19 protein-coding genes are annotated in these 22,948 nt (G+C 68.7%); 8 read left to right on the plus strand and 11 right to left on the minus strand.

The window, feature by feature from the left end:
- On the minus strand, positions 1-524 hold a 524-nt coding region (locus tag ABZ794_RS33290; protein WP_357519375.1), incomplete at its 3' end, for an endo-1,4-beta-xylanase.
- A gap of 751 nt (positions 525-1,275) precedes the next feature.
- Here ABZ794_RS33290 and ABZ794_RS33295 point away from each other — a divergent pair.
- Positions 1,276-2,610 (plus strand): PHB depolymerase family esterase, encoded by a 1,335-nt coding sequence (locus tag ABZ794_RS33295; protein ID WP_357519377.1) that lies wholly within the window; start codon positions 1,276-1,278, stop codon positions 2,608-2,610.
- An 81-nt stretch (positions 2,611-2,691) separates the two neighbouring features.
- On the opposite strand, the gene ABZ794_RS33300 is transcribed toward ABZ794_RS33295, so the two are convergent.
- Together ABZ794_RS33300 and ABZ794_RS33305 are read right to left on the minus strand one after the other, a co-directional pair.
- On the minus strand, positions 2,692-4,269 hold the full coding sequence (locus ABZ794_RS33300) for an arabinofuranosidase catalytic domain-containing protein (protein ID WP_357519379.1): 1,578 nt from the start codon (positions 4,267-4,269) through the stop codon (positions 2,692-2,694).
- Between the two features lie 186 nt (positions 4,270-4,455).
- Positions 4,456-6,291 (minus strand): RICIN domain-containing protein, encoded by a 1,836-nt coding sequence (locus tag ABZ794_RS33305; RefSeq protein WP_357519381.1) that lies wholly within the window; start codon positions 6,289-6,291, stop codon positions 4,456-4,458.
- 299 nt (positions 6,292-6,590) lie between these two features.
- On the opposite strand from ABZ794_RS33305, the gene ABZ794_RS33310 reads away from it, so the two are divergent.
- From ABZ794_RS33310 to ABZ794_RS33325, 4 genes are all read left to right on the plus strand, one after another.
- Positions 6,591-7,829: an extracellular solute-binding protein gene (locus tag ABZ794_RS33310; protein WP_357519383.1), complete on the plus strand. Its 1,239-nt coding sequence runs from the start codon at positions 6,591-6,593 to the stop codon at positions 7,827-7,829.
- Between the two features lie 150 nt (positions 7,830-7,979).
- On the plus strand, positions 7,980-8,819 hold the full coding sequence (locus ABZ794_RS33315) for a sugar ABC transporter permease (protein ID WP_238689546.1): 840 nt from the start codon (positions 7,980-7,982) through the stop codon (positions 8,817-8,819).
- Positions 8,816-9,640, plus strand: coding sequence for a carbohydrate ABC transporter permease (locus ABZ794_RS33320; protein WP_357519386.1), 825 nt, complete (start codon positions 8,816-8,818; stop codon positions 9,638-9,640). Before ABZ794_RS33315 ends, ABZ794_RS33320 begins: the two co-directional genes overlap by 4 nt.
- Positions 9,641-9,696: 56 nt before the next feature.
- The gene (locus ABZ794_RS33325) at positions 9,697-11,409 is read left to right on the plus strand and encodes a trehalase family glycosidase (RefSeq protein WP_357519387.1); all 1,713 of its coding nucleotides are present in this window, start codon (positions 9,697-9,699) and stop codon (positions 11,407-11,409) included.
- Between the two features lie 10 nt (positions 11,410-11,419).
- Here the strand turns inward: ABZ794_RS33325 and ABZ794_RS33330 are convergent, their stop codons facing one another.
- Positions 11,420-12,433, minus strand: coding sequence for a LacI family DNA-binding transcriptional regulator (locus ABZ794_RS33330; protein ID WP_210781651.1), 1,014 nt, complete (start codon positions 12,431-12,433; stop codon positions 11,420-11,422).
- 205 nt (positions 12,434-12,638) lie between these two features.
- Between ABZ794_RS33330 and ABZ794_RS33335 the strand changes: the two genes are divergently transcribed.
- Entirely contained in the window at positions 12,639-14,114 is a 1,476-nt protein-coding gene (locus tag ABZ794_RS33335; RefSeq protein WP_210781652.1) for an arabinofuranosidase catalytic domain-containing protein, read from the plus strand.
- Here ABZ794_RS33335 and ABZ794_RS33340 read toward each other — a convergent pair.
- From ABZ794_RS33340 to ABZ794_RS33355, 4 genes are all read right to left on the minus strand, one after another.
- Positions 14,090-14,311, minus strand: a complete 222-nt coding sequence (locus ABZ794_RS33340) for a hypothetical protein (RefSeq protein ID WP_357519390.1) — start codon at positions 14,309-14,311, stop codon at positions 14,090-14,092. The two genes, ABZ794_RS33335 and ABZ794_RS33340, sit on opposite strands and share 25 nt — an antisense overlap.
- Positions 14,312-14,332: 21 nt before the next feature.
- The gene (locus ABZ794_RS33345; RefSeq protein ID WP_210781654.1) at positions 14,333-14,977 is read right to left on the minus strand and encodes a response regulator transcription factor; all 645 of its coding nucleotides are present in this window, start codon (positions 14,975-14,977) and stop codon (positions 14,333-14,335) included.
- Entirely contained in the window at positions 14,965-16,320 is a 1,356-nt protein-coding gene (locus ABZ794_RS33350) for a sensor histidine kinase (protein ID WP_247668957.1), read from the minus strand. The genes ABZ794_RS33345 and ABZ794_RS33350 overlap by 13 nt, the downstream gene beginning before the upstream one ends.
- 223 nt (positions 16,321-16,543) lie before the next feature.
- Positions 16,544-17,491 carry an alpha/beta hydrolase gene (locus ABZ794_RS33355; RefSeq protein WP_210781655.1) on the minus strand — a complete coding sequence of 316 codons (948 nt, stop codon included), beginning with the start codon at positions 17,489-17,491 and terminating at the stop codon, positions 16,544-16,546.
- 255 nt (positions 17,492-17,746) lie between these two features.
- Between ABZ794_RS33355 and ABZ794_RS33360 the strand changes: the two genes are divergently transcribed.
- Positions 17,747-18,700, plus strand: a complete 954-nt coding sequence (locus ABZ794_RS33360) for a hypothetical protein (protein ID WP_210781656.1) — start codon at positions 17,747-17,749, stop codon at positions 18,698-18,700.
- A 7-nt stretch (positions 18,701-18,707) separates the two neighbouring features.
- Here the strand turns inward: ABZ794_RS33360 and ABZ794_RS33365 are convergent, their stop codons facing one another.
- From ABZ794_RS33365 to ABZ794_RS33375, 3 genes are read right to left on the minus strand one after another with little or no spacing between them, the layout of a single operon-like run.
- The gene (locus ABZ794_RS33365; protein WP_210781657.1) at positions 18,708-19,487 is read right to left on the minus strand and encodes a MerR family transcriptional regulator; all 780 of its coding nucleotides are present in this window, start codon (positions 19,485-19,487) and stop codon (positions 18,708-18,710) included.
- A 46-nt stretch (positions 19,488-19,533) separates the two neighbouring features.
- A complete protein-coding gene (locus ABZ794_RS33370) occupies positions 19,534-20,295 on the minus strand; it encodes an ABC transporter permease (protein ID WP_210781658.1) in 762 nt (253 codons plus the stop codon).
- On the minus strand, positions 20,292-21,089 hold the full coding sequence (locus tag ABZ794_RS33375; protein WP_210781659.1) for an ATP-binding cassette domain-containing protein: 798 nt from the start codon (positions 21,087-21,089) through the stop codon (positions 20,292-20,294). Before ABZ794_RS33375 ends, ABZ794_RS33370 begins: the two co-directional genes overlap by 4 nt.
- Positions 21,090-21,310: 221 nt before the next feature.
- Between ABZ794_RS33375 and ABZ794_RS33380 the strand changes: the two genes are divergently transcribed.
- On the plus strand, positions 21,311-22,765 hold the full coding sequence (locus ABZ794_RS33380; protein ID WP_210781660.1) for an alkaline phosphatase PhoX: 1,455 nt from the start codon (positions 21,311-21,313) through the stop codon (positions 22,763-22,765).
- Positions 22,766-22,948 lie beyond the last annotated feature (183 nt).

A 22,948-nucleotide genomic window follows, 5' to 3' on the forward strand; every position in this document is an offset into this window, starting at 1 on the left:
CAGTCGTTGCCGGTGCGCTGCAGGTTCGAGTCACGACGCCCACCGCTACCACCGTCGGCGAACGCCTCGTTCACCACATCCCACGAGTGGATCTTGCCCCGGTAGTGCGTCGCGACCTGCGTGACGTGGTTGATCGCCGCGTTCCGCAACGCGGTGCCGGACATGCCCTGCGCCCAGCCCGGCTGCTGTGCGTGCCACAGCAGGGTATGACCCCGCACGCTCATCCCGTTGGCCTGCGCATGGCTGACCAGACGATCACCACCGGAGTGGTTGAACTGGCCCTGCGACGGCTCGTTGGATGCCCACTTCATCTCGTTCTCGGCCACGACACTGTTGAACTCACGGTTCAGGATGGTCGTGTAGGCGCCGGTGGAGAGCTTGCCGGTCGCGACGGCGGCGCCGAAGTAACGGCCCTTCTCGGCGGCGGCCGCCTTCAGGGTCGTGCCGGCACCGGATGCGGGAGCCAGCGCCACCGTCATACCGGCGGCGGTGAGGGCGACGGCGATTGTCGCCGCCGCCAGCATCGTTCTCATGGGTTTCATGGCGTTCCTTTTCAGTGGTTGCATCGGTGGTGGTGATGTGCCACTTCACTCGGGGCGACCGATCGGGACGGTCTTCCTGGCCACCCGGCATCAGCACGCGCGGTCCGAGAGGGCTGTCGCCGGCAACTGCCGGTCCCGAGGTGACGGCCGCATGCCCTTGCGGACGTCGTGATCAGAGGCACGACCCGTGCGGCTCGCCCGGTGAGCCACGGCAACGATCGTCCTCTATATCGAGAGTGAGCGATAACATGCCGTTCGTCAAGACGTAACGGGTCGTTCACGCCGATCTCCCGGAACGCCGCGTTTCGCCCGGTACCAAACCCCCAGAGCAACAGTGCTCAACCACCGCGCGACCAGCGGACGAGTCGTGCCACCGCGTCGCTCAGGCCACGCCGGACGGCAATCCTGTTATCGCTCACAGTCGCGGCCCGCGACCCCTGGTCGTTCACGAGCACCCGGTAGCACGCCGGTCTCCTCGAGCAGCGCGACGATGGCCGCGGACGGGAGGGCGACCCGGGTTCGCGGCGTGTAGTCAGCCATCACCATGGATCGAGGATCCTCGATTGACACTTCCTGGCCCGGAGAGAACACTAACTGCTACGCGACGCCATCCGAAGCCGGGCTGGGCGAGCCACAGGTAGCGGGCATCGTGCGATCACCGCGGGAGTCGGGCACACCGCGACCGGTTCGCACGGCCAATCCAGCCTGCACAGGCAATCGAAGGAGTCGTCCGTTGAGAATCAGAAGGAAACTGCTACTCGCCCTGGCCGCGTCACTGGTGGCGGCCGGCCTGGTGGCCCCCACTGTCGGGCCCGCGTACGCGGCGTCACTGACCGAGGTGACCAGCTTCGGTGACAACCCGGGCCGGATGCGCATGCACGTCTACGTGCCGGACAACCGTCCGGCCCGGCCGGCGGTCGTGGTGGCTATGCACGGCTGCGGCGGGTCCGGCCCCGGCTTCTACTCCGGGAGCGAGTTCGCCAGCCTCGCCGACCGCCACGGGTACATCGTGATCTACCCGTCCGCCACCCAACAGGCCGGTTTCGGCAACTGCTTCGACGTCTGGTCGGACGCCGCCAAGCGACGGGGCGGCGGCAGCGACCCGGTGTCGATCGTCTCGATGGTCAGGTACGTGCAACAGCAGTACGCGGCCGATCCGGAGCGGCTCTACGCCACCGGCAGTTCGTCCGGCGGCATGATGACCAACCACATGCTGGCGCTCTATCCCGACCTGTTCAAGGCCGGCGCCGCGTTCATGGGCGTGCCGTTCAACTGCTTCGCCAACGCGGCGGACTTCCCGCCCACCAGCAGCCAGTGCACCGGCGGAAACATGAACCGGACCCCGCAGCAGTGGGGTGACGCCGTCCGCCAGGCGTACCCCGGCCACTCCGGGCCCCGCCCGCGCGTGCAGCTGTGGCACGGCACCAACGACACGCTCGTGCCGTACTCGCTGTTGCAGGAGGCGATCGAGCAGTGGACCAACGTGTTCGGGCTGAGCCAGACACCCACCTCCACAGACACACCCCAGGCCAACTGGAACCGGCGTCGGTACGCCGACAGCGGCGGCACCGTCCAGGTCGAGGCGTACAGCATCCAGGGGGCCGGGCACAGCCTGCCCTCCGGCGGCATGGCCGCGTCCGCCATCGCGTTCTTCGGACTGACCGACCCCACGACGCCGCCCCCGACCACACCGCCGCCGACCACCCCGCCCCCCACCACACCGCCGCCGACCACCCCACCGCCGGCTTCCGGCGCCTGCCGGGTGACCGTCGACGTCAACGCCTGGAACACCGGGCTGACCGAGAACATCACCGTCACGAACACCGGCACCAGCGCCGTCAACGGCTGGTCCGTGGTCTTCACCCTGCCGGGTGGGCAGACCATCACCTCGGGCTGGAACGCCACCTACTCGCCCAGCTCGGGGCAGGTGACGGCCCGCAACGTCGCCTACAACGGCGGCATCCCCGTCAACGGCTCAGTGAGCTTCGGCTTCCAGGCCACCCACACCGGTAACAACGCCCGACCATCCTCGTTCACTCTCAACGGCGCGTCCTGCACCGTCGCCTGAGACCGGATCAACGTCCACCCGCGCGTGCGCCGGTCACCACCTGATGGTGACCGGCGCACGACTCGTACGGCGTAGCCAGGATCAGCGGTAGCCGGCGCTCACGATGCTGGCCTGCACCGCGGCCTCGGTCGCGTCGGACGGGTAGCCGGCGACCATGGCCCCCTCGTAGAAGGTGCCGGCGCTCAGGTTCGCGCCGCCGTCGGGCTTGCAACAGTCACCGCCACTGCCCAGGATGATCGCACCCTGCTTCTTCATCGGGCTGTAGCCCGGCGGGAGCGAGCCGTCGTACAGCGTGTAGAGGCTGCCGGCCTGCGCGTCGCTACCCTTGATGGCGAACCGGGTCGTGCCGTTGTTCTTCAGCGTCGCGGTGACGAACTTGCTGGTGAAGGCGCGCTGGTTCGGGTTCCAGCTCTGGCTGCCACCGGGGAAGAGACCCCACTCGAGGTCGGCCTGCACCCAGGGCCCGCTGCCGGAGCAGCCACCGAACCAGCACTGCTTGCTGAAGTTGATGGCGTCCATCGCACCGGCGGCGTCGGCCTTGCGCGTCGTCTCGCTGTTGCCGTAGTCGAAGCAGCAGCCGTTGTTGACGTGGGTGCCGCTGGTGACCATGTACATGCCCTCGGGTGCCGCACCGGTCGGCACGCCGGTGAGGTGCCCGTCGCGCCAGTAGCTGTTACCGGGGTTGATGTAGAGCGAGTACGCCTTGGCGCCGCCCACTGTCAGCGACTCCGAGGTCGCGATCGCCGGCCTGCTCTGCGGGGAGCCCGGAACGACGCTCGACCCCTGGTACCAGAGGTCGTTGCCGCGCCCGGACTGGTCGAAGACGACAGTGATCACGCAGGTGGTGCCGGCGCAGAACGAGTCCTGCGTCGCCGCGTTGGCGGTGCCGCCGGTTCCCGTGAGCCCGATGTTGCGGGTCGTGTTGTCCGACGAGCGTCGGACCTGGTAGAGGTTGCCCGCGTACGCCTCGAAGAGCGCCCGCGTGGTGCTGTGCGCCGCGATGCACGGGGTGCCGCCGGAGGCGTAGATGTCGCACGGACGCGCGCCGGTCGGCGGGTCGGTCGGTGGCGGGGTGGTGGTCGGCGAGGCCCACTGCTGGTTGGTGCCGCCGTTACAGGCCCAGAGGATGATTTTGGTGCCGTTCGCGGTGGCCGCGGCGTTGGCGTCGAGGCACAGCCCGGACTGCACACCGGTGATGGTGCCGTTGCTGTTGACGTTCCACTGTTGGTTGTTCTGGCCGTTGCAGTCCCAGATGATCACCTGGGTGCCGTTGGCGGTGCCGCGGCCGGAGGCGTCCAGGCACTTGTTGCCGTACGCCTGGATCTGCTTGGTGGACGTCCAGGTCCAGGTCTGGCCGGCGCTGCCGTTGCAGTCCCAGAGTTGCGTCTGGGTGCCGTTTGTGGTGCTGGAGTTGGGCACTTCGAGGCAGCGGCCGGACGGCGTACCGACGATCGGGGTGCTCTGCCCCGGCGCGATGGCGGCGGCGGCCATCGGGGCGGCGGCGGCCTCGGCGATCGGCGACGTGGCACCGGGGGTGGCGCCGATGCCGACGAGCACTCCGACCAGCGCGGCCGCCAGGGCGGTCAGACGTCGGGCGCGATGACGTCTCGGGACGGGTTCACGGGCTGTTCCTGGCCCGGTGGGGGAAGGGGTTCGCACGAGGTGGCTCCTCGGAGTCGTGGAGGCGCGGTGGGGGTGTCGACGCGTCACCGGGGTGGCGGCGATGGCGAATCGATTCGCAGCGAATCGTATGACCTTTAATTAATCGGTGTCAATGAATGCGGTAGCGGGGTGGTGCGCTGGCCGTTGGGCGGACGGCCAGCGCATCCACCTCCCCCGGGACGCCTACCGCCCCAGGAGCCGCCAGGTCTGGTTCAACGGGCTGCCCTGATTGGCCGCCCTGCAGGTCCACTGGTGGACCAGCGCGCCAGCCGCCGTGGAGACCGCGTTGACATCGACGCACTTGCCACTGTGCCGGGCGACGAGTTGGTAGTCGTGCGAGTCGTTGCCCGAGTAGGTGACCTTACGCAGCGTGAACTGCTGGTTGAGGCCGTTCAGGCAGGTCCACTGGTGCACTGCCGCGCCGTCGGCGGTGGAGACGCCGCTGACGTCGAGGCACTTGCCGCTCTGCTGGTTGACCACGGTGTAGGTGTTGGCCACCCCGGCGACCGGGCGGAAGTTCCAGAGCTGCTGGTCACCGCCGTCGCAGTAGTTCTGCTGTTGGACGTTGCCGTCCGCGGTGCTCAGCCCGGCGTTGTTCAGGCACTGCTGAGAGTGCTGGGCCACCGCCACCGACTGGAAGCCACCGTCCGAGGGGGGCAGCAGGGTGACGGTGTACGTGTCGCTCTGGTTGGTGTACGGCACTGTCACCGTGGCGTTGTTGTTCGACACCCCGACCACGCTGTTCGAGACCGTGACCGGCCCCGCCACGGCACCGCCACCGTTGTGCGGAATGCGTTGGGTGAGGACCCGGACCTGGTTGTTCTGCACGATGCCGCTGGTGGTGTCCAGTCGTTGCAGGTTGACGGACAGGTTCCCGGTGGTACGACCACCGCCGACCAGCACCTTCGCCACCCCGGCAGCCTTGGTGGCATACGCGTCGTACGACTGGCTGGGGGTCACCGCGACGATCTCCCCGACCTGGGAGGCGTAGTAGCGGTAGTTCCACCACTCCCCCTTGGGCTGGTGCTGGCCGGCCGAGTTACGGATCAACAGGTTGCCGAGGTCGTTGTGCAGGCTGCCGCCGCTGGCCCAGTTCGCCCGCAGGCCGTCGGCCCGGGCCCGTTCCAGGCGCGCGATGTACCAGGCGCCGTCGGCCGGGTTCTGCTCGTCGGGCGCGCCGTACTCGTTGATCTGGTACGGACGCGGGTGGGCGATGCCGCGCGGGTCGAGGGTGGCGTTGGCGGCGGCGACGTTCGCGACCGGGTCACCGGGCAGCGAGTGCCAGCTGATGATGTCCGGCACGGTGTTTGTCGAGCGGACGAAGTCCAGGTACTGGTTCCAGAAGGTGTGTGTGGTCGACGGTACGCAGGCGCAGCTCGGCCCGACGATGAGCTGGCTGGGGAACTCCGCCCGGATGCGCTGGTAGGTCCGCCGCCACAGTTCGAGGTACTGGGGGATCGGCCGGTTCCAGAAGATGGTGATGTTGGGTTCGTTCCAGATGTCCCACTGCACCGACAGCCCGGACGCCCGGACGTCGCTGATCAGGCGGGTCAGGAAGTTGTCGTAGTCGGTCCAGTTTCCGTTGTCACCGGGGAAGCGGGAGATTCCGGCGCCGTCGGCACCCCAGAGGTCGTGCGGCAGGAGAATGAACTTCCCGCCGAGGGCGGTGGTACGACGCGCCTGGGCGAGTGTGGAGTTCCAGCGCCGGTCGTAGGTTCCGCCGACCCAGCCACTGCCCGGGAGCTGCGCGCCGCCGGCGCGCATGTACTGGAACTTGACGTCCCGGTAGAAGTGGTCGGCCGGACCGCTGGCGTTCTCGGTCATGCCGTAGATCCAGCCGGAGGCGCGGTAGGTCGGCGCGCCGTTGGTGGTGGCGAAGTTGACGCTGATCGACTCGTCGGCGGCCTGGGCGGGGGCCGGGACGACGGTGACGGCGGCAGCGGCGGCGAGCAGGCCGACGACGAGTCGGGCCACGAACACGCGGGCTCGTCCTGACCTGCTGCGGGACGGGGTTTTCACGGGCGGCTCCTTGGTGGGGCGCGGGGGACGCTCTCCGGAGGGCAGCACTTGCGAATCGATTCGCACGGATCGTAGGACCGGGAACTGAACGATGTCAATGAAGTGACGGCGCGGTGACGCCCGCGTTGCCCAGCGATCCTCCCGGTACGACCAACTGACCCTTGACCCCCGGGTATGGCCAGACCTATCTTCGGGCGAACCGATTCGTCGAATCGATTCGCCTCATGGTTGGACTGGTCCGACCCGCGACGATCAACCGACACACCCCACCTGACGATCGATTTGAAGTGAGGCACCACATGACCGGACTCAGTCGTCGGCGGCGCCTGGCCGCCGTCGCCGTGATAGCTCTCGCCACAGTGACGGGCAGCGCCTGTTCGTCGTCCGGCGACGGTGGCGCCGACGGTGGCGCCTACCTCGTCTGGGACCCGTATCCGCAGTTCGCCGACGACTCCGAGTGGGTAGCGCTGCTCAAGAAGTGCGGCACCTCCGCGGGCGTGACGGTCGAGCGGACCGGCTACGACACCACCGACCTGACCAACAAGGCGCTGCTCGCCGCCCAGCAGGGAAACTCACCGGACGTGCTGATCGTGGACAACCCGGTCATCTCGACTCTGGCCGAAGCCGGTGCGCTCACCACCACCGACGACAACAAGCTGGACGTCTCGGCCATGGAGAAGAACCTGCTCGGCGCCGGCCAGAGCGACGGCAAGACCTACGGGGTGCCGATCGGGGCGAACACCCTCGCCCTCTACTACAACAAGGACGTGCTCACCGCCGCCGGCGTCGATCCCGCCGCCGTCAAGGACTGGACCTCACTGACCGCGGCACTGACCAAGGTCAAGGCCAAGGGGAAGAAGGGCATCACCTTCTCCGCGATCGGCACCGAGGAGGGCAGCTTCCAGTTCCTGCCCTGGTTCTGGGGGTCGGGTGCCCAACTGACGAGTCTGGACTCGCCGCAGGCGGTGTCCGCGCTGACGGTCTGGACCGACTGGCTCAAGCAGGGCCACGCCCCGAACTCCGTCATCAACAACACCCAGACCACGAGCTGGCAGGAGTTCGCCACCGGCGACTACGCGTTCGCCGAGAACGGCACCTGGCAGTTGGCCAACGCGGAGAAGCTGGGCTTCTCGTACGGCACTATCCCCATCCCGGCCAGCGCGGGCGGCCCGGCCCCGGCGCCCACCGGCGGTGAGTTCGTCTCCATCCCGGTGCAGAAGAAGACCAGCCGGTACGAGACGTCGCAGAAGCTCGTCACCTGCCTGACCAACGCCGACAACCTCCTCACCACCGACACCACGCTCTCCTACGTCGCGCCCGTCGCCGCCGTACAGGAGCGACAGGCCACCGCGGACCCCAAGCTCAAGGTCTGGGTGGAGGCGGTCCGGGCAGCCAAGGGCCGCACCGGTGACGACCTCGGCACGAAGTACCCGAAGATCTCCGAAGCGCTGTGGACCGCTGTGCAGTCGGCCCTCAGCGGCGGGAAGTCGCCACAGGAGGCACTCGCCGCCGCGCAGACCGCCGCCACGACCAGGTAAGCGATCCGAACCGACACCATGCCCTCCACGACAGAGACCTCCACCGCCGTACGAGACCAGGGTGGGGCGGCGAGCGCCGCCCCACCCGGGCCTCCCCCGTCCCGTGCCCGGCGGCCCAGCCGATGGTGGGCGTGGGGCTTCCTGGCACCCGTGACCATCTACCTGGCGGCCTTCTACGCCTACCCGCTCTACCGCAACGTCGAGTTGAGCCTGCGCGAGTACACAGTCCGCTCGTTCGTGCAGGGCGGAGCGCCCTTCGCCGGCCTCGACAACTACCGGACGGTCCTGACCGACCCGGCGTTCGGGCCGACGCTGACGCACACAGTGGTCTTCACAGCGGCCTCGCTCGTCTTCCAGTTCACCATCGGCATGGCCCTGGCCCTCTTCTTCCACCAGCACTTCCCGCTGTCGCGCACGCTGCGGGCACTGATCCTCGTGCCGTGGCTGCTGCCACTGATCGTCTCGGCGTCGACCTGGTCGTGGCTGCTCAACAGTGACTCGGGGCTGGTCAACGCGGCGCTCGGCGTCGTCGGGATCGACCCGGTCAACTGGCTCACCTCGCCGGGCTGGTCACTCACCTCGGTGATCATCGCGAACGTCTGGATCGGCATCCCGTTCAACCTGGTGGTGCTCTACAGCGGCCTACAGGCGATCCCGACCGAGATGTACGAGGCATCCGCGCTCGACGGCGCGACGGGGTGGCAACGGTTCTGGGGGATCACCTTCCCGTTGCTGCGTCCCGTCTCCCTGATCACGCTGCTGCTGGGGCTGATCTACACGCTGAAGGTCTTCGACATCATCTGGATCATGACGAAGGGCGGCCCGACCGGCTCCTCGGCAACGCTCGCCACCTGGTCGTACCGGCTCGGCTTCGGCAACCTGCTGCCCGAGTTCGGCCCGGGCGCGGCCATCGGGAACCTGCTCATCGTGCTGGCCCTGATCGCCGGCCTCGTCTACATCCGGATCGAGCGGAGGCAGCAGCTCCGATGACCACCTCGACGCCTCGGGCCTGGTGGAAGACCGGCGTCGGCCTGGTGCTGACCGGGCTGATGCTCTTCCCCGTCTACTGGATGATCAACGTGTCCTTCACCCGGGACCAGGACATGCGGGCCAGTCCCCCGCACCTGTTCCCCACCAACGGCACCCTGGACGGCTACCGGGCGGTGCTCGACCAGCAACTGCCGTACCTCGGCACCAGCTTTCTGGTCGGCCTCGGCACTGTGGTGCTGACCGTGGCGCTGGCCGCCCCCGCCGGTTACGCCCTGGCGAAGCTCCGGCCGCCCGGCGGCCCGGCGTTGAGTTTCCTGCTGCTGATCGCGCAGATGATCCCGGGGATCATCATGGCGATGGGCTTCTACGCCATCTACCTCACCCTCGGCGTCCTCAACACGCTGCCCGGCCTGATCCTGGCCGACACGACGCTCGCGGTGCCGTTCGCTGTCCTGATCTTCACGGCGTTCATGTCCGGCATCCCCGACGAGCTGCTCCAGGCCGCCGTGGTCGACGGGGCCGGTCGGCTGCGGACCTTCTGGTCGGTCGTGCTGCCGGTCAGCCGCAACTCGATCGTCACGGTGTCGCTCTTCGCGTTCCTGTGGTCCTGGTCGGACTTCATCTTCGCCTCGACCCTGGCCGGCGGCGGCGACTACCAGCCGATCACCCTCGGCATCTACCACTACATCGGCAACAACAACCAGCAGTGGAACGCCATCATGGCCACCGCAGTCGTCGCCTCGATCCCCGCCGCCGTGCTGCTGATCCTGGCCCAGCGGTACGTCTCGATGGGCGTGACCGCCGGCGCCGTCAAGGACTGACCATCCGCGGCGGTCGAGGACTGACCACCCGCACCACAGAAAGGCACCCGCCACCCATGACCGTCGCCCCGTCCGGTCCGGAGTTCGCAATCCAGGACATCCCGTTCAGCTACCGCGGATCCTGGTTCAACATCTCCCCGGTGGTAGCCGAGAAGACGTACGCCGACGACCTGCACCTGGTCTCCCACCAGACCGGGCTGCACCCCGTACTGCGACTCACTCCCACGGTCGCCGGCACCACTGTCGTAGCCACGCCCGCGCTGCTGACCTGGCGCAACGGGGCCAACCGGATCGAGGCCGTCTACGACGGGCCGGAAACCCTGCGGATCCGGGGCCACCGGCTCGGCCTGCGGGTGGCCGCTGCCGCGCACACCCTCACCCCGTTCAGCGGCACCTACCTGTACGCCGATCCGGTCGACGGATCACACGTGTTCACCTCGTACGAGACCGGTCGCCGCTACCGCGTCACCGTGCTTTCCGGCGCGCTGCTGCGGACCGACGGCTCGCAGGCGCTCGGCACCGCCGAGCGCTCCCTTGACCTTCCCGGGGACCAGCCCTGGGAGATCGCGATCGAGGAGTACGCCACCGCCCGCCGCCCGTACGCCGGGTCCGCCACCTTCGAGCAGTTGTGCCGCGACCGGTTCGCGGAGTTCACCGCGTTCGTCGACGCGATAGCGCCCTGGCGCGGCCCGGAGACCCCGGCCGCCGAACTGGCCGCGTACGTCCTGTGGTCGGCCACTGTCGCCCCGGCGGGCTTCGTCACCCGGCCGGCCGTCCTGATGTCCAAGCACTGGATGGACAAGGTGTGGAGCTGGGACCACTGCTTCAACGCGATCGCCCTGGCGGCCGGCGAGCCGGAGCTGGCCTGGCACCAGTTCCAGTTGCCCTTCGACCACCAGGACGAGGCCGGCGCCCTCCCCGACTCGGTCACCCATTCGGAGGTCCTGCACAACTACGTCAAGCCCCCGATCCACGGCTGGGCCCTCCGGCACCTACGCCGACGCCTTCCCCAGCCACCGGACCGGGCGGCGCTGGCGCAGACGTACGACCGGCTCGCCCGCTGGACCGGGTTCTGGCTCGACGCGCGACGCGCCCCCGGCCACGACCTGCCGCACTACCAGCACGGCAACGACAGCGGCTGGGACAACGCCACCACCTTCGACGACAACCGGGTCCTCGAGACGGCTGACCTCGCCGCGTTCCTGGTCTCGCAGCTTCGCTGCCTCGCCGACCTCGCCACCGAGCTGGGCGAGCCCGCCACCCGCTGGTCCCGGGAGGCCGACCGGATCCACGGGGCGATGCTGCGCGACCTGTGGGACGGCGAACGCTTCTGCGCGCGGGACCCCCACACTGGGCACCGGCGACCCAGCCGCAGCCTGCTCGACCTGATGCCCGTCGCGCTCGGGGCCGACCTGCCGGCCACGGTCGCCGCTGCCCTGGCTCGCGGCGTCGAAACCCACCTGACCACGCACGGGCTGGCCACCGAACCGACCGACTCGGCCCACTACCTGGCCGACGGCTACTGGCGTGGCCCGATCTGGGCACCCTCCACCGTCCTGGTCGAGGACGGCCTACGCCGGGCCGGGCAGACCAGGATCGCCGACGACATCAGTCGGCGGTTCCTCGCGCTGTGCGAGAAGTCCGGCTTCGCGGAGAACTTCGACGCCGAGACCGGCACCGGGCTGCGGGACCGCGCCTACACCTGGACCGCCAGCAGCTATCTCATCCTCGCCGCCGCCCAGGAGGAACGGCGGGCCAGGGGCGGATAGCCGAGTCGGATCAGCGGCCCCGGACCGGGCCCGTGCTGGAACGCAACGAGATGGGCGGGCTGTAAAGGCGGTGTCGTGGCACGGCGCCGGGAGCCGCGATGATCTCCAAAAGTAGCGACACCGCCTCGGCGCCCATCTCGACCATCGGCACGTCGGCGGCCGTCAGCGGCGGGCGGAAATCCTCCGCCCAGTGCTGCGCGGCGACTCCGGTGACGGAGAAGTCGCGTGGCACTGACAGCCCGGCGCCGGTCAACGCGCGCTGCATTCCGGGCAGTGCGGCCTCGTTGATGGTGGCCACTGCCGTGACCTCCGGGTGCGTCGCGAGCAGTTGCTCCATACACGCCTCGCCGGAGGCGGTGTCGTCGCCGCTGCAGACCTCCACGCCGGTCAAGCCCCGCTCCACCGCCGCCGCACGAAAGCCGGTCAGCGCGCGATGGCTGGGGCCGTACCCGGCGGCCACCAACTCGGCGGACCGGTTCACGAGTGCCACGTGCCGGTGCCCCAGATCGGCCAGGTGCTGCACGCAGCGGGCGATCAGCCCGGCGTAGTCGATGTCGATCCAGCTCATCCCGTGCGGCTCGGCGGTCCGGCCGATGGTGACGAACGGCAGGCCGGCCTTGGTCAGCCGGGTCACCCGGTCGTCCGCCAACCGGATCTCCATGAGGACCACGCCGTCCACCCGGCGCCCGGTGACGATCCGCTCGAACGACCGGTCATGGTCGCCACCGGAGGGGGACAGCAGCACGTCGAGGTCGTGGCGGGCGGCGGCCTCGACGACGCTGGCCACGAAGCCCAGCTGCATGTCGGTCAACCGCTGGCTCGCCGGCGGGATGACCAGCCCGAGGGTGCGGGTGCGCCCCTCCTTGAGAGCACGGGCGCTGGCGTTCGGCCGGTAGTCCAACTCGTCGATGACCGACTGGATCCGTTGCCGGGTCGCCTCCGACACGCTGCGTTTTCCGCTGAGCACGTAGGAAACGGTGCTGCGGGACACCCCCGCCCGGCGAGCGATCTCCCCGATGTTCATCAATCGCCCTCGAATCGATTTTTGCCCCGATACGGGGACGCACCTTGCTCCGCCGACCAGCATATCCGTCCTCAGGCTCATCGATCGATGACCAACGTGTGCGAACTAGCGCTAATAGATGGACGCCCATTAATGTCACAGGTATGACGTGTGACGTCAATTCCCTCGCCGCACCCCACCCCCACCACGCACCCGAAAGGATCCGATGAACGTGAAGAGAAAACTGGGTCGCCTGACGGCCGCCGCCGGGACCCTGTTCGTCCTCGTCGTCGGCGCCGGCGCCTATGTGGTCTCGGACGCGCCGGGCGTCGCCCACGCCGCCGGCACGGGTCCATGTGACATCTACGCCTCCGGCGGCACGCCGTGCGTGGCCGCGCACAGCACCACCCGCGCGCTGTACGGCGCGTACAACGGCCCGCTCTACCAGGTCCGACGATCGTCGGACAACACCACCCGCGACGTCGGTGTGCTCAGCGAGGGCGGCTACGCCAACGCCGCCACCCAGGACACGTTCTGCGCCAACACCAACTGCGTCATCACGATCATCTACGACCAGTCCGGCCGCAACAACCGTCTCACCCAGGCGCCCCCCGGCTACTTCGTCGGCCCCGCTCCCGGCGGATTCGACAACCTCGCCGACGCGAAGGCGGCACCGGTCACCGTCGGCGGGCAGAAGGCGTACGGCGTCTACATCGCCCCCGGCACCGGCTACCGCAACAACAACACCAACGGTGTCGCGACCGGCGACCAGCCCGAGGGCATCTACGCGGTTGTCGACGGCACGCACTACAACCAGTGGTGCTGCTTCGACTACGGCAACGCGCAGACCAACAACCTCGCCGACGAACGCGCCATCATGGAGACCGTCTACTTCGGCGCCAACAAACAGTGGGGCTACGGGGCGGGGGCCGGCCCGTGGATCATGGCCGACCTGGAGTGGGGGCTGTTCTCCGGGGTCAACGCGGGCTACAACAACATCGCGTCGATCAACCACCGCTTCGTCACCGCCATGGTCAAGGGCGAGCCGAACCACTGGGCGATCCGGGGCGGCAACGCCCAGTCAGGCAGCCTGACGACCTACTTCGACGGGCCACGCCCCAACGGCTACCACCCGATGAAGAAGGAGGGCGCCATCCTGCTCGGCATCGGCGGTGACAACAGCATCACCGGTCGCGGCACCTTCTTCGAGGGCGTACTGACCTCCGGCTACCCGACGGCGGCCACCGAGAACGCCGTCCAGGCCAACATCAACGCCGCCGCCTACGCGCCGGCCGGCGGCGGCAACCCGCAACAGAACGTCCAGGTCGTCGGCGCCCAGTCCAACCGCTGCATCGACGTACCCAACGGCAGCACCACGAACGGCACCCAGGTCCAACTCTGGGACTGCGTCGGCAACACCGCGCAGCGCTGGACCCACACCGCCGGCAAACAACTCCAGGTGTACGGCAACAAGTGCCTCGACGCCTCCGGCCAGGGCACCGCCAACGGCACCCAGGCCATCATCTGGGACTGCCACGGCGGCACCAACCAACAATGGAACCTCAACTCCAACGGCACCATCACCGGCGTCCAGTCCGGGCTCTGCCTCGACGCCAACGCGGCCGCCACCGCCAACGGCACCAAGCTCATCCTCTGGGCCTGCAACGGCGGCACCAATCAGCGGTGGTCCACCCGCAGCTGACCCACCGCCCGATCGGTCGATCGTGCCGCCCCCGCAGCGCCGCCGGGGGCGGCACGACTGGACGGCACCGGCATCGACGAGGCGGAGCGGAGCGCCGCGGCCTCAAGATCCTCCGACGTGACCAGATTCAGGGTGCTTTGTTCTTCGTCGTCGCCCCACCGGCCCTTGTTGCTCGGCAGTTCCTCGGTCGCACTCATGGTGGGGCAGCGGCCAAGGAATCAGCCTTCCAGGTAGGCGAGGACCGCCAGGATGCGGCGGTTGTCGTCCTCGGAGGGCTTGAGACCGAGCTTGGTGAAGATGTTGTTGCTGTGTTTGCTGACGGTTTTCTCGGTGACGAACATCCGGGCGGCGATCGCAGCGTTCGAGCGGCCCTCGGCCATCAGGGTGAGGACCTCATGCTCGCGTGGGCTCAGCTCCAGGAGCTTAGGGTCGGTGGAGCGGTGGGTGAGTAGCGCACTCACCACGTCGGGGTCCATAACGGTGCTGCCGGTAGCGACCTGCCGGACACTGGCGACGAATTGGTCGACGTCCGTAACCCGGTCCTTCAACAGGTAGCCCACCGCGCCCGCGCGATCTGACATCAGCTCCCTGGCGTAGATCTGCTCGACATACTGCGACAGCACCATGATGGGCAGCCCTGGAATCTGGCGGCGGGCCTCGATCGCGGAACGCAGCCCCTCGTCGGTGAAGGTCGGCGGCAACCGCACGTCGACGATGGCGACGTCGGGGCGGTGCGTCGTCAGCGACCGGATCAGCGCGGGGCCGTTGTCAACGGCTTCCACGACCTCGAATGAATTGGCCCGCAGGATCCTGATCAGGCCCTCGCGGAGCAGGGCGAGGTCCTCGGCTATCACGATACGCACGGCAGCGACATCCTCACCTCGGTAGGTCCGCCCGGCGGGCTGTCAACGGTCAGCGTGCCGTCGAAGGCCGCCAGGCGACGGACGATGCCACGCAGGCCCGTGCCGGAATCGATCGAAGCACCCCCACGGCCGTCGTCGGACACCAGCATCGTCAGTTCCCCGGCAGCGCCGCCCCGGTGGGGTGCGAACTCCACGGTGATCCGGATCTGCTGGGCCTGGGCGTGCTTGATGGCGTTCGACAAGGCCTCGGCGACGGCGAAGTAGGCCGCGGACTCGATCGGGGCCGGCAGCCGTCCGGGTAGGCGGGTCACCACCGTGGTCGGGATCGGATTGACCAGGGCCAATGCCTTGAGTGCGCCGTCCAGGCCACGGTCGGCCAGTACCGGCGGATGGATGCCTCGTACCAGGTCGCGCAGCTCGGTGAGGGCGCTGGAAATCGACTCGCGGGCCTCGGCAAGCAACTGCTGGGCGGCCTGCGGATCGTTGGGCAGTAACTGTTCGGCCAAGCCCAGGCTCATACCCAGCGACACCAGCCGGGCCTGCGCGCCGTCGTGCAGGTCGCGTTCGATTCGGCGCAGTTCACCGGCCTGGGTGTCGACGGTCTCAGCTCGCGAGGTCGCCAACTGTTGGACGCGGGCCCGCAGGCGCGCCTGTTCGGTGGGGCCGAGCAGAGCGCGGATCACCCGAGCGTTGAGGTTCGCGAGGCGCACCGCAGTGACGTACCAGAGCAGAAGGAAAACCGGACCGAGCGGTACCAGCCCGAACGACTGCGCGACGCTGTGCAGCCGGAAGCCCTCCCCCATCGGAGTGCGGAATACCTGAGACGGCGTCAGCTGATAGATGAGCGGATAGGTCAGGTATACGACTCCGAAGAGGAAGAACAGCAGCGACAGTCCGCAACTCAACCAAATGGTGATCGAGTTGACCACCAACCAGATCCAGTCCCGCCACGTCGCCGGGTCGCGCAGGATCGTCCAGAGCCGCACCGGCCACCAAGCGTCCGGCGTCGGCTGATAGGGCCGGGCGGGCACCGGTTCACCGAGCCGGTCGGCTGCCCACTGGCGATGCAGGTCGGCAAACCAGCGCACCAGTACGGTCGTGAGCAGGGTCAGTGGGATTCCGGCGCCAAGCGCGGCGATCGATATCGAGGTGATCCATAGTGTGGCCAGCACGGCACCTAGGGCCGCGCCCGGCAGCAGCACCAGCGACCAGCCCAGCAGGCTCATCCGCTGGGCCAGCGCGGAGCGCGGAATCGGACCGCTGCGAGCGACGCGACCCGGCCCGGAGCCCTCCCGCGAGGGCGAGGAGCCGCCGGACAGGGCGGTTCCGCTGCTATCGGTCATCTCACTCCATCATCGCGCATCGTGCCGAACCGCCGGGCTGGTGATTCATGTTGGGCCCCACCACCTCGCCGTCATCGGGATCCGGACCGTGTGGCTTGTCGCGCTCGCTCAACCGGTGACCCCTCGCGGTGAGGTCGTCTCCGCAGCCTGGTTGACCGAGAACGCCGGGGCAGCGCCGGTCAACCAGGCTCGCCGGTCCTGTCAGCCGTCGGCCCGATGGCCTTTACTTGACGGTGGCGGTCATCTGTTCGATTTTCTTGAGCACCAGGGCGGGCTTGTCCTGGGGAACGTCGTGCGAGCTTCCCTCGGCGATGACGAGTGTGCGGTCGGGCCCCGCCTTGGTGAACGCCGCTGCCGCGTCGCGCCAGGCCTGAGCGTCCTGCGGAGATCCATCGAAGGGCGTCTTGTCCGACACGATATAGATGACGGGAACGCCGTCGGGCCAGGAGACCTTGTGGTACGCCTGGTGCGTGGGACCGAAGTTGTCGGCCGTGGCGATGAGCTGGCGGTTCGCCTTCGTCGACGGCGCCTTCTTGAGCTCTTCGATCTGCGGCGCGGTTAGCGCGACGAGGCGTTGGGTCTGGGTGTCGGTGAAGAATTGCGGCACGTTGGCATCGATGAGCACCGCCCCGGAGACAACGCCGGGGTTTGCGAGGACGAAGTAGTGGGCCACCTCTCCTGCCTGCGAGTGGCCCGCGAGGACCACGTTCTGGGTGACGCCGAGTTCACGCAGACCGGCCTGCAGGTCGGAGGCGGCGGCCTTGGGGTCCCATGGGCCCTTCACCTCCTCGCTGGCGCCCATACCGGCCCGGTCGTAGGTGATGATCTGCGATCCGGTGGCCTGCGACAGCTGCGGCACCAGGGCATCCCAGTACGAGGAGTCCTCGCCACCGCCGGCGTCCAGCACGATGGTGGGAGAACTTCCGGGCGTGACGTGGAAGGCAAGCTGATGCCCGTTGTTGGCGATCATATGCAAGCCCGCTGCGGGGGCCGCACTTGCCGGGCCGGCCGCGCTTGTCGAGGTCGAGGGAACCGCGGCTATCGAACTGGCCGCGGGCGCGGCCTTCGGCGCCGCCGAGTCATCACACCCGGCAACTGCCGTTATCACGGCGACGGGAAGGACGAGGGCCAGGGCGGCCCGATGGGTCCGGGAGATCTTCTGCGTGGTCATGGAAATGAGCTTCCACGGTTTCTGGATCTTGCTCGATCCTGCTACCCCCCAGTCGGGTTGGGAGTTACCCCTACCCTCGCCAGGGGCGAATCAGAACCCGTCAGGCAGGTGCCCGGGCCGGGTAGGTTTCGGGGCTGGGCGAAAAGCGGGGGTCGCATGGTCAAGGGTTGGCACGGCTGGCTCGGCACGTTCAACGGCGTCGTCCTCATCACGGCGATCGTCCTGAGCGTCGGAGGGGGGAGCTAGCATCCGCTCGTGATCGAGGACTTGATCAGGAGAGTGGCGGACGAGGACGACGACGCGATCGAGGAGTTGAGCGAGATCGCCGCTGCCGATCCGCGGAGGCTGTCGCCGTACCACGGAACCCTGCTCGACCTCGACCTGCTGTGGCCGGCGACGTTGTACCGGGCGGCGGGCGCCGACGTGGTCGGCCGGGTCATCGAGCAGGTCGACGGCGGGCGGACGCCGGACCGACTCAACCATCTGCTCCTCATCCTGGTCCACAGCGCTCACCCGCTCGCCGAGGACGCGCTGCGTCGCTGGTCGACGCGCCCGCCGGCCGGCGCGGACGACCTGCACGTGGGGGTGCTGAGCTACGCGGTCGAGGGCGGTTGGACGATCGGCCCGGACGGCAACCGACGGGACCTGTGCGCTGACGTCGCGTACCGGTGGATCATGCGAGACGCGCCCGCGCCCGCGGACCGATCCGCCTGCCCCTGGTGCGCGTCTCCGCTCTGGGTCGCCGCCGACCTCGACACCACCGACCCCGCCGTCGGCGCCGCCTTGGCCCACACCGGCTGGTCCGGCCGCCTGGTGATCGAGACCTGCCACTTCTGCGCCTGCTACACGACGTTGTTCAGCCGGGTCACGCCGGCCGGTGCCACCACCTGGTGGGCCGACAACATTCGGCCGAGCTACCTGGGCGGCGACGCCGGACCGGAGGACCCGCCGACGCTGCTCCCGGTTGCGGGGCCGGCGCTGGCGAGCCCGTACCAGGCCAGCGCCTGGAACCAGGGCGGCTCCACCCTGGGCGGGCGGCCGGACTGGATCCAGGACGCCGAGCACGCCGACTGCCCCGGGTGCGGGGAGCCGATGGACTACCTGGGTCTGGTCGGGGGTGCGGACCTGGACGAGTTCGGCGAGGGCGCCTACTACCTGCACCTGCACCAGCCGTGCGGGTTCGCCGCGGTGAACTACCAACAGAGCTGACAGTCGATCAGGTGGAGGGCTCTGCCAGCCGCTCCAGCCGCGCCAAACCATCCCAGCCACGCTCGCGCATCAGATCCAGCAGTCGCTTCACCCGCGGGTCCGCCTCGACGGCCAGCGCGTCCAGAAGGTCGAACGGTAGATCGTCCTGCGCAACCTCACCGAGGTCGATCTCGCCCGAGCGGTATGCCTGATCAGCGAGGCTGGCCAAGATGTCGGCGGCCTCCACCAGAAGCGTGTCGTCGCCGGTGTCGCTTTCGAAGATGTCCGACAGGATCCGATAGAGCCGGATGAGTTGCGGGTCGTCGAGCTGCGCGATCTTGCTGGGCATCCACTCGCGGACACGATCGGGCCAGCGAGCCGACATCAGGATCCAACTGTCCCGCTCACCCGCCACCACCCGCTCGGAGACGCCAATGTCCCGGAGCCGGTCGAGGTAGGTGGTCACCTCCGGTGCGAGCGCCAGACGATCCCCGGCGGCGAGTTGCGCGATCTGCTTCCGGCTGGCCGCCAGTCGTGCGATCTCGTCTCCCAGTTGCCTGTCGATCTCCTCGACCGCGGCCGCGAAGGTCGACGCGTCGGCCTCCAGCATCTGGCCGATCTGGGACAGCGGCACGCCGGCGTTGGCGAGAATCCGGATCCTGATGAGGGACACCACCGCCCCTGCGCTGTACCGCCGGTAGCCCGAGGCATCCCGCTCGGGCTCCGGCAGCAGGCCGATCTGGTGGTAGTGCCGCACCGCCCGCACCGTGACGCCGGCGTACGCCGCGAGTTGACTGATCGTCAGCATGCCCTGATCCTGCCCCTCGAGTCGCTCGGCCCCACTCGAATCCAGCTCAGGAGATCTTGCGACGGTAGGTCAGGGTGGCGAGCAGATAGGCCACCACGAGGATGCCGACGCACCAGGCGAGGGCGGTCCAGATGCCCGATCCGACCGGCTCCTGCGCGAAGAGGTCTCGGATCGCGTTGACGATGGCGGTCACCGGTTGGTGCTCGGCGAAGGCGCGCACCGGGCCGGGCATCGACGCAGTGGGCACGAAGGCCGAACTGACGAACGGCAGGAAGACCAGGGGGTACGAGAAGGCGCTCGCGCCGTCCACGGACTGGGCGGTGAGGCCGGGAATGATGGCGATCCAGGTCAGCGCCAGGGTGAACAGCACCAGGATGCCGGCCACGGCGAGCCACCCCAGCACACTCGTTCCGGTACGGAAGCCCATGAGCAGGGCGACGAGGACGACGACGACCAACGAGACCAGGTTGGCGACCAGCGAGGTCAGCACGTGCGCCCAGAGCACCGAGGATCGTGCGATCGGCATGGACTGGAACCGTTCGAAGATGCCGCCCTGCATGTCCAGGAAGAGCCGGAAGGCGGTGTACGAGATGCCCGAGGCGATAGTGATGAGCAGGATGCCGGGGAGCAGATAGTTCACGTACGAGTCGGAGCCGGTCTCGATCGCGCCGCCGAAGACGTAGACGAACAGCAGCATGAAGGCGATCGGCATGACAGCGGTCGTGATGATGGTGTCCGGGCTGCGGGCGATGTGGCGCAGTGAGCGCCCCAGCAGGACAGTGGTGTCGCCGAGGAAGTGCTTGTTCATCGTTGTTCCTTCTCGGTCTTGGCGCCCACGAGGGTGAGGAAGACGTCCTCGAGGGTCGGCTGCTTCTCGACGTACTCGATCTCGGCGGGTGGCAGGAGCTGCTTGAGCTCGTCGAGGCTGCCGTTCACGATGATCCGTCCCTCGTGAAGGATGGCGATCCGGTCGGCGAGTTGTTCGGCCTCGTCGAGGTACTGGGTGGTGAGCAGCACCGTCGTGCCGCCACGGGCGAGTTCCTTGATCGCCTGCCACACCTCGATGCGCGCCTCCGGGTCCAGCCCGGTCGTCGGCTCGTCGAGGAAGATGACCGGCGGGTTCCCGATGAGGCTCATCGCGATGTCGAGACGGCGACGCATGCCCCCGGAGTACGTCCGCACCCTCCGGGTGCCCGCCTCGGTCAGCGAGAAGCGCCTCAGCAGATCGTCCGCGATCGCACCGGGCTCCTTGAGGTGGCGCAGCCGGGCGACCAGGACCAGGTTCTCCCGTCCGGTGAGGATCTCGTCGACCGCCGCGAACTGCCCAGTGAGACTGATCGACTGCCGTACGTCGGCGGCCTGGGTCGCCACGTCGAAGCCGGCGACCCGGGCCGTCCCGGCGTCGGCCTTGAGGAGCGTGGCCAGGATCCTCACCACCGTGGTCTTGCCGGCACCGTTCGAGCCGAGCAGGGCGAAGATGCTGCCCCGCGCGACGTCGATGTCGACGCCCCGCAGCACCTTCAGCTGCTTGAACGACTTCTCCAGGCCGCGCAGGTGAATCGCGGGCTGCTCGGCCTGAGCTGTTGTGTGCGAATTGCTCATGGCGGCAGCATGGAGGGTTGACGCAGCGTCAGGGTCAAGCCCGACGCGGCTGGTGTGGTGGCCGGCTCGATGACGCAGCCACCGGCCACCCGGAGACGCGTGCGCGACCCTGACTCTTAACTCCGATGTCACCGCCCGATCCCACGGGTGACGTGTCGCTGTCCGCCCGAAGGAGTTGGCTGCCAGTCGTCGCACTACGTCTTGACCAGGAGTTGATCCACGTGCCTTCCTCTCGTCGTACCTTTCTGGCCAGCGGCGCCGCCGCCGGCGTCGGCCTTGCCGTCGCGGGCGGCCTGCCGTCCCTGGCCCAGGCCAGCCCGGCCCGGCCGCACCCGCCGGTGAAGCCCGGCAACGTGCCCTTCCCGCCGCTCGTGGACGACCCCAAGGGAGTCCTGGCCCTGCCCAAGGGCTTCAGCTACACAGTGATCACCCGTACCGGTGTCACCCGGCTCGACCGCGGTCAGGGCACCACCCCGTCGGACCACGACGGCATGGCCGTCTACGACGCCGGCCACGGCCGGTACACCCTGATCCAGAACCACGAGATCGACCCGGGCGCCGAGTTCGGCGTGCCGCACGTCAAGGGAACGGTCTACGACGCGGGCGCCGTCGACGCCGGCGGTTGCACCGTGATCAAGACCGACCTCGCCGGCCGCAACCTGGGTGAGTTCGTGGCGCTCTCCGGCACCATCTCCAACTGCGCCGGTGGGCCGACCCCCTGGAACACCTGGCTCACCTGCGAGGAGACCGAGGACCGGGCCGGCGACAAGTGGGAAGAGGGCGGCCGGTCCGGCGTCTATCAGAAGGACCACGGCTACGTCTTCGAGGTGTGGGCCGACGGCAGCGCCGACCCGAAGCCGATCAAGTGCCTGGGCCGCTACTCCCACGAGGCCCTGGCCGTCGACAAGGACCGCACCCGGATCTACCTCTCCGAGGACGCCGACGAGCCCAACGGTCTCTTCTACCGCTGGACGGCGCCACACGGCGTCAAGCTGGGCCCGGGCGTGCTCACCCGCCTCGCACCGAACGCCGGCGTCCTCGCCGCGATGCAGATCATCATGGATGACGGTTCGGTGCTGCCGGACGTCGCCTACCTGACCTCCGCCCAGCTGGGCCGGCCCTTCCCGGTCCGCTGGATCGAGGTGCCGGACCGCGACGCGCGCACCAAGTCCGTACGCGAGCAGTTCGCCGACGGCCAGGTCACCCGCGGACGCAAGTTCGAGGGCGTGTGGGCCACCGACGAGGGCGTGTACGTGGTCAACTCCTACGCCTGGGACGAGGGTGACCTGCCGGCGGACGCGGCGCCGCACGACGGAATGGTCTGGTTCTACAACTACAAGAACCAGACCATCCAGCTGGTGACGTACTTCCCGCACCAGACTGCCTCCGAGGAGGGTACGGCGGTCAAGTACACCGACCTCACCTTCGACGGCCCGGACAACGTGACAGTCACCCCGTGGGGAAGCCTCGTGCTCGCCGAGGACGGCACGGGCGCCTCGCACGTGCTCAGCACGATCCCGGGCGGGCCCACGTACGCGATCGCCCGCAACCAGCTCAACGACTCGGAGTTCTGCGGGCCGACCTTCAGCGCGGACGGCAAGGTGCTCTTCGTCAACATGCAGGACCCGGGCCTCACCCTGGCCATCACCGGCCCGTGGGAGAAGTACCTGGGCTGAGCGAGCCCGAATGGGGGGGGCCGGGCGACCCGCCTGGCCCCCATCAGGCTCGGCCGCGCTCAGGAGACGCGCGGCAGGCGGCACTGAGGCGTGTTTCAGGAGTCGTGGTGGCTGGTGAAGGTCCCGGCGTGGCGGTGATCGACAATTGAAGAGGTCTCCGGTATCTGGTTCTGCGACCAAGCA

This window comes from Micromonospora sp. NPDC047187 (assembly GCF_040643355.1).
GTDB lineage: Bacteria > Actinomycetota > Actinomycetes > Mycobacteriales > Micromonosporaceae > Micromonospora > Micromonospora salmantinae.

Bases quoted from the DNA above. Each gene is read 5' to 3' on its own strand.
- ABZ794_RS33310 (WP_357519383.1), top strand. From the start codon at position 6,591: ATGACCGGACTCAGTCGTCGGCGGCGCCTGGCCGCCGTCGCCGTGATA.
- ABZ794_RS33320 (WP_357519386.1), top strand. From the start codon at position 8,816: ATGACCACCTCGACGCCTCGGGCCTGGTGGAAGACCGGCGTCGGCCTG.
- ABZ794_RS33325 (WP_357519387.1), top strand. From the start codon at position 9,697: ATGACCGTCGCCCCGTCCGGTCCGGAGTTCGCAATCCAGGACATCCCG.
- ABZ794_RS33330 (WP_210781651.1), bottom strand. From the start codon at position 12,433: ATGAACATCGGGGAGATCGCTCGCCGGGCGGGGGTGTCCCGCAGCACC.
- ABZ794_RS33335 (WP_210781652.1), top strand. From the start codon at position 12,639: ATGAACGTGAAGAGAAAACTGGGTCGCCTGACGGCCGCCGCCGGGACC.
- ABZ794_RS33340 (WP_357519390.1), bottom strand. From the start codon at position 14,311: ATGAGTGCGACCGAGGAACTGCCGAGCAACAAGGGCCGGTGGGGCGAC.
- ABZ794_RS33350 (WP_247668957.1), bottom strand. From the start codon at position 16,320: ATGACCGATAGCAGCGGAACCGCCCTGTCCGGCGGCTCCTCGCCCTCG.
- ABZ794_RS33355 (WP_210781655.1), bottom strand. From the start codon at position 17,491: ATGACCACGCAGAAGATCTCCCGGACCCATCGGGCCGCCCTGGCCCTC.
- ABZ794_RS33365 (WP_210781657.1), bottom strand. From the start codon at position 19,487: ATGCTGACGATCAGTCAACTCGCGGCGTACGCCGGCGTCACGGTGCGG.
- ABZ794_RS33370 (WP_210781658.1), bottom strand. From the start codon at position 20,295: ATGAACAAGCACTTCCTCGGCGACACCACTGTCCTGCTGGGGCGCTCA.
- ABZ794_RS33375 (WP_210781659.1), bottom strand. From the start codon at position 21,089: ATGAGCAATTCGCACACAACAGCTCAGGCCGAGCAGCCCGCGATTCAC.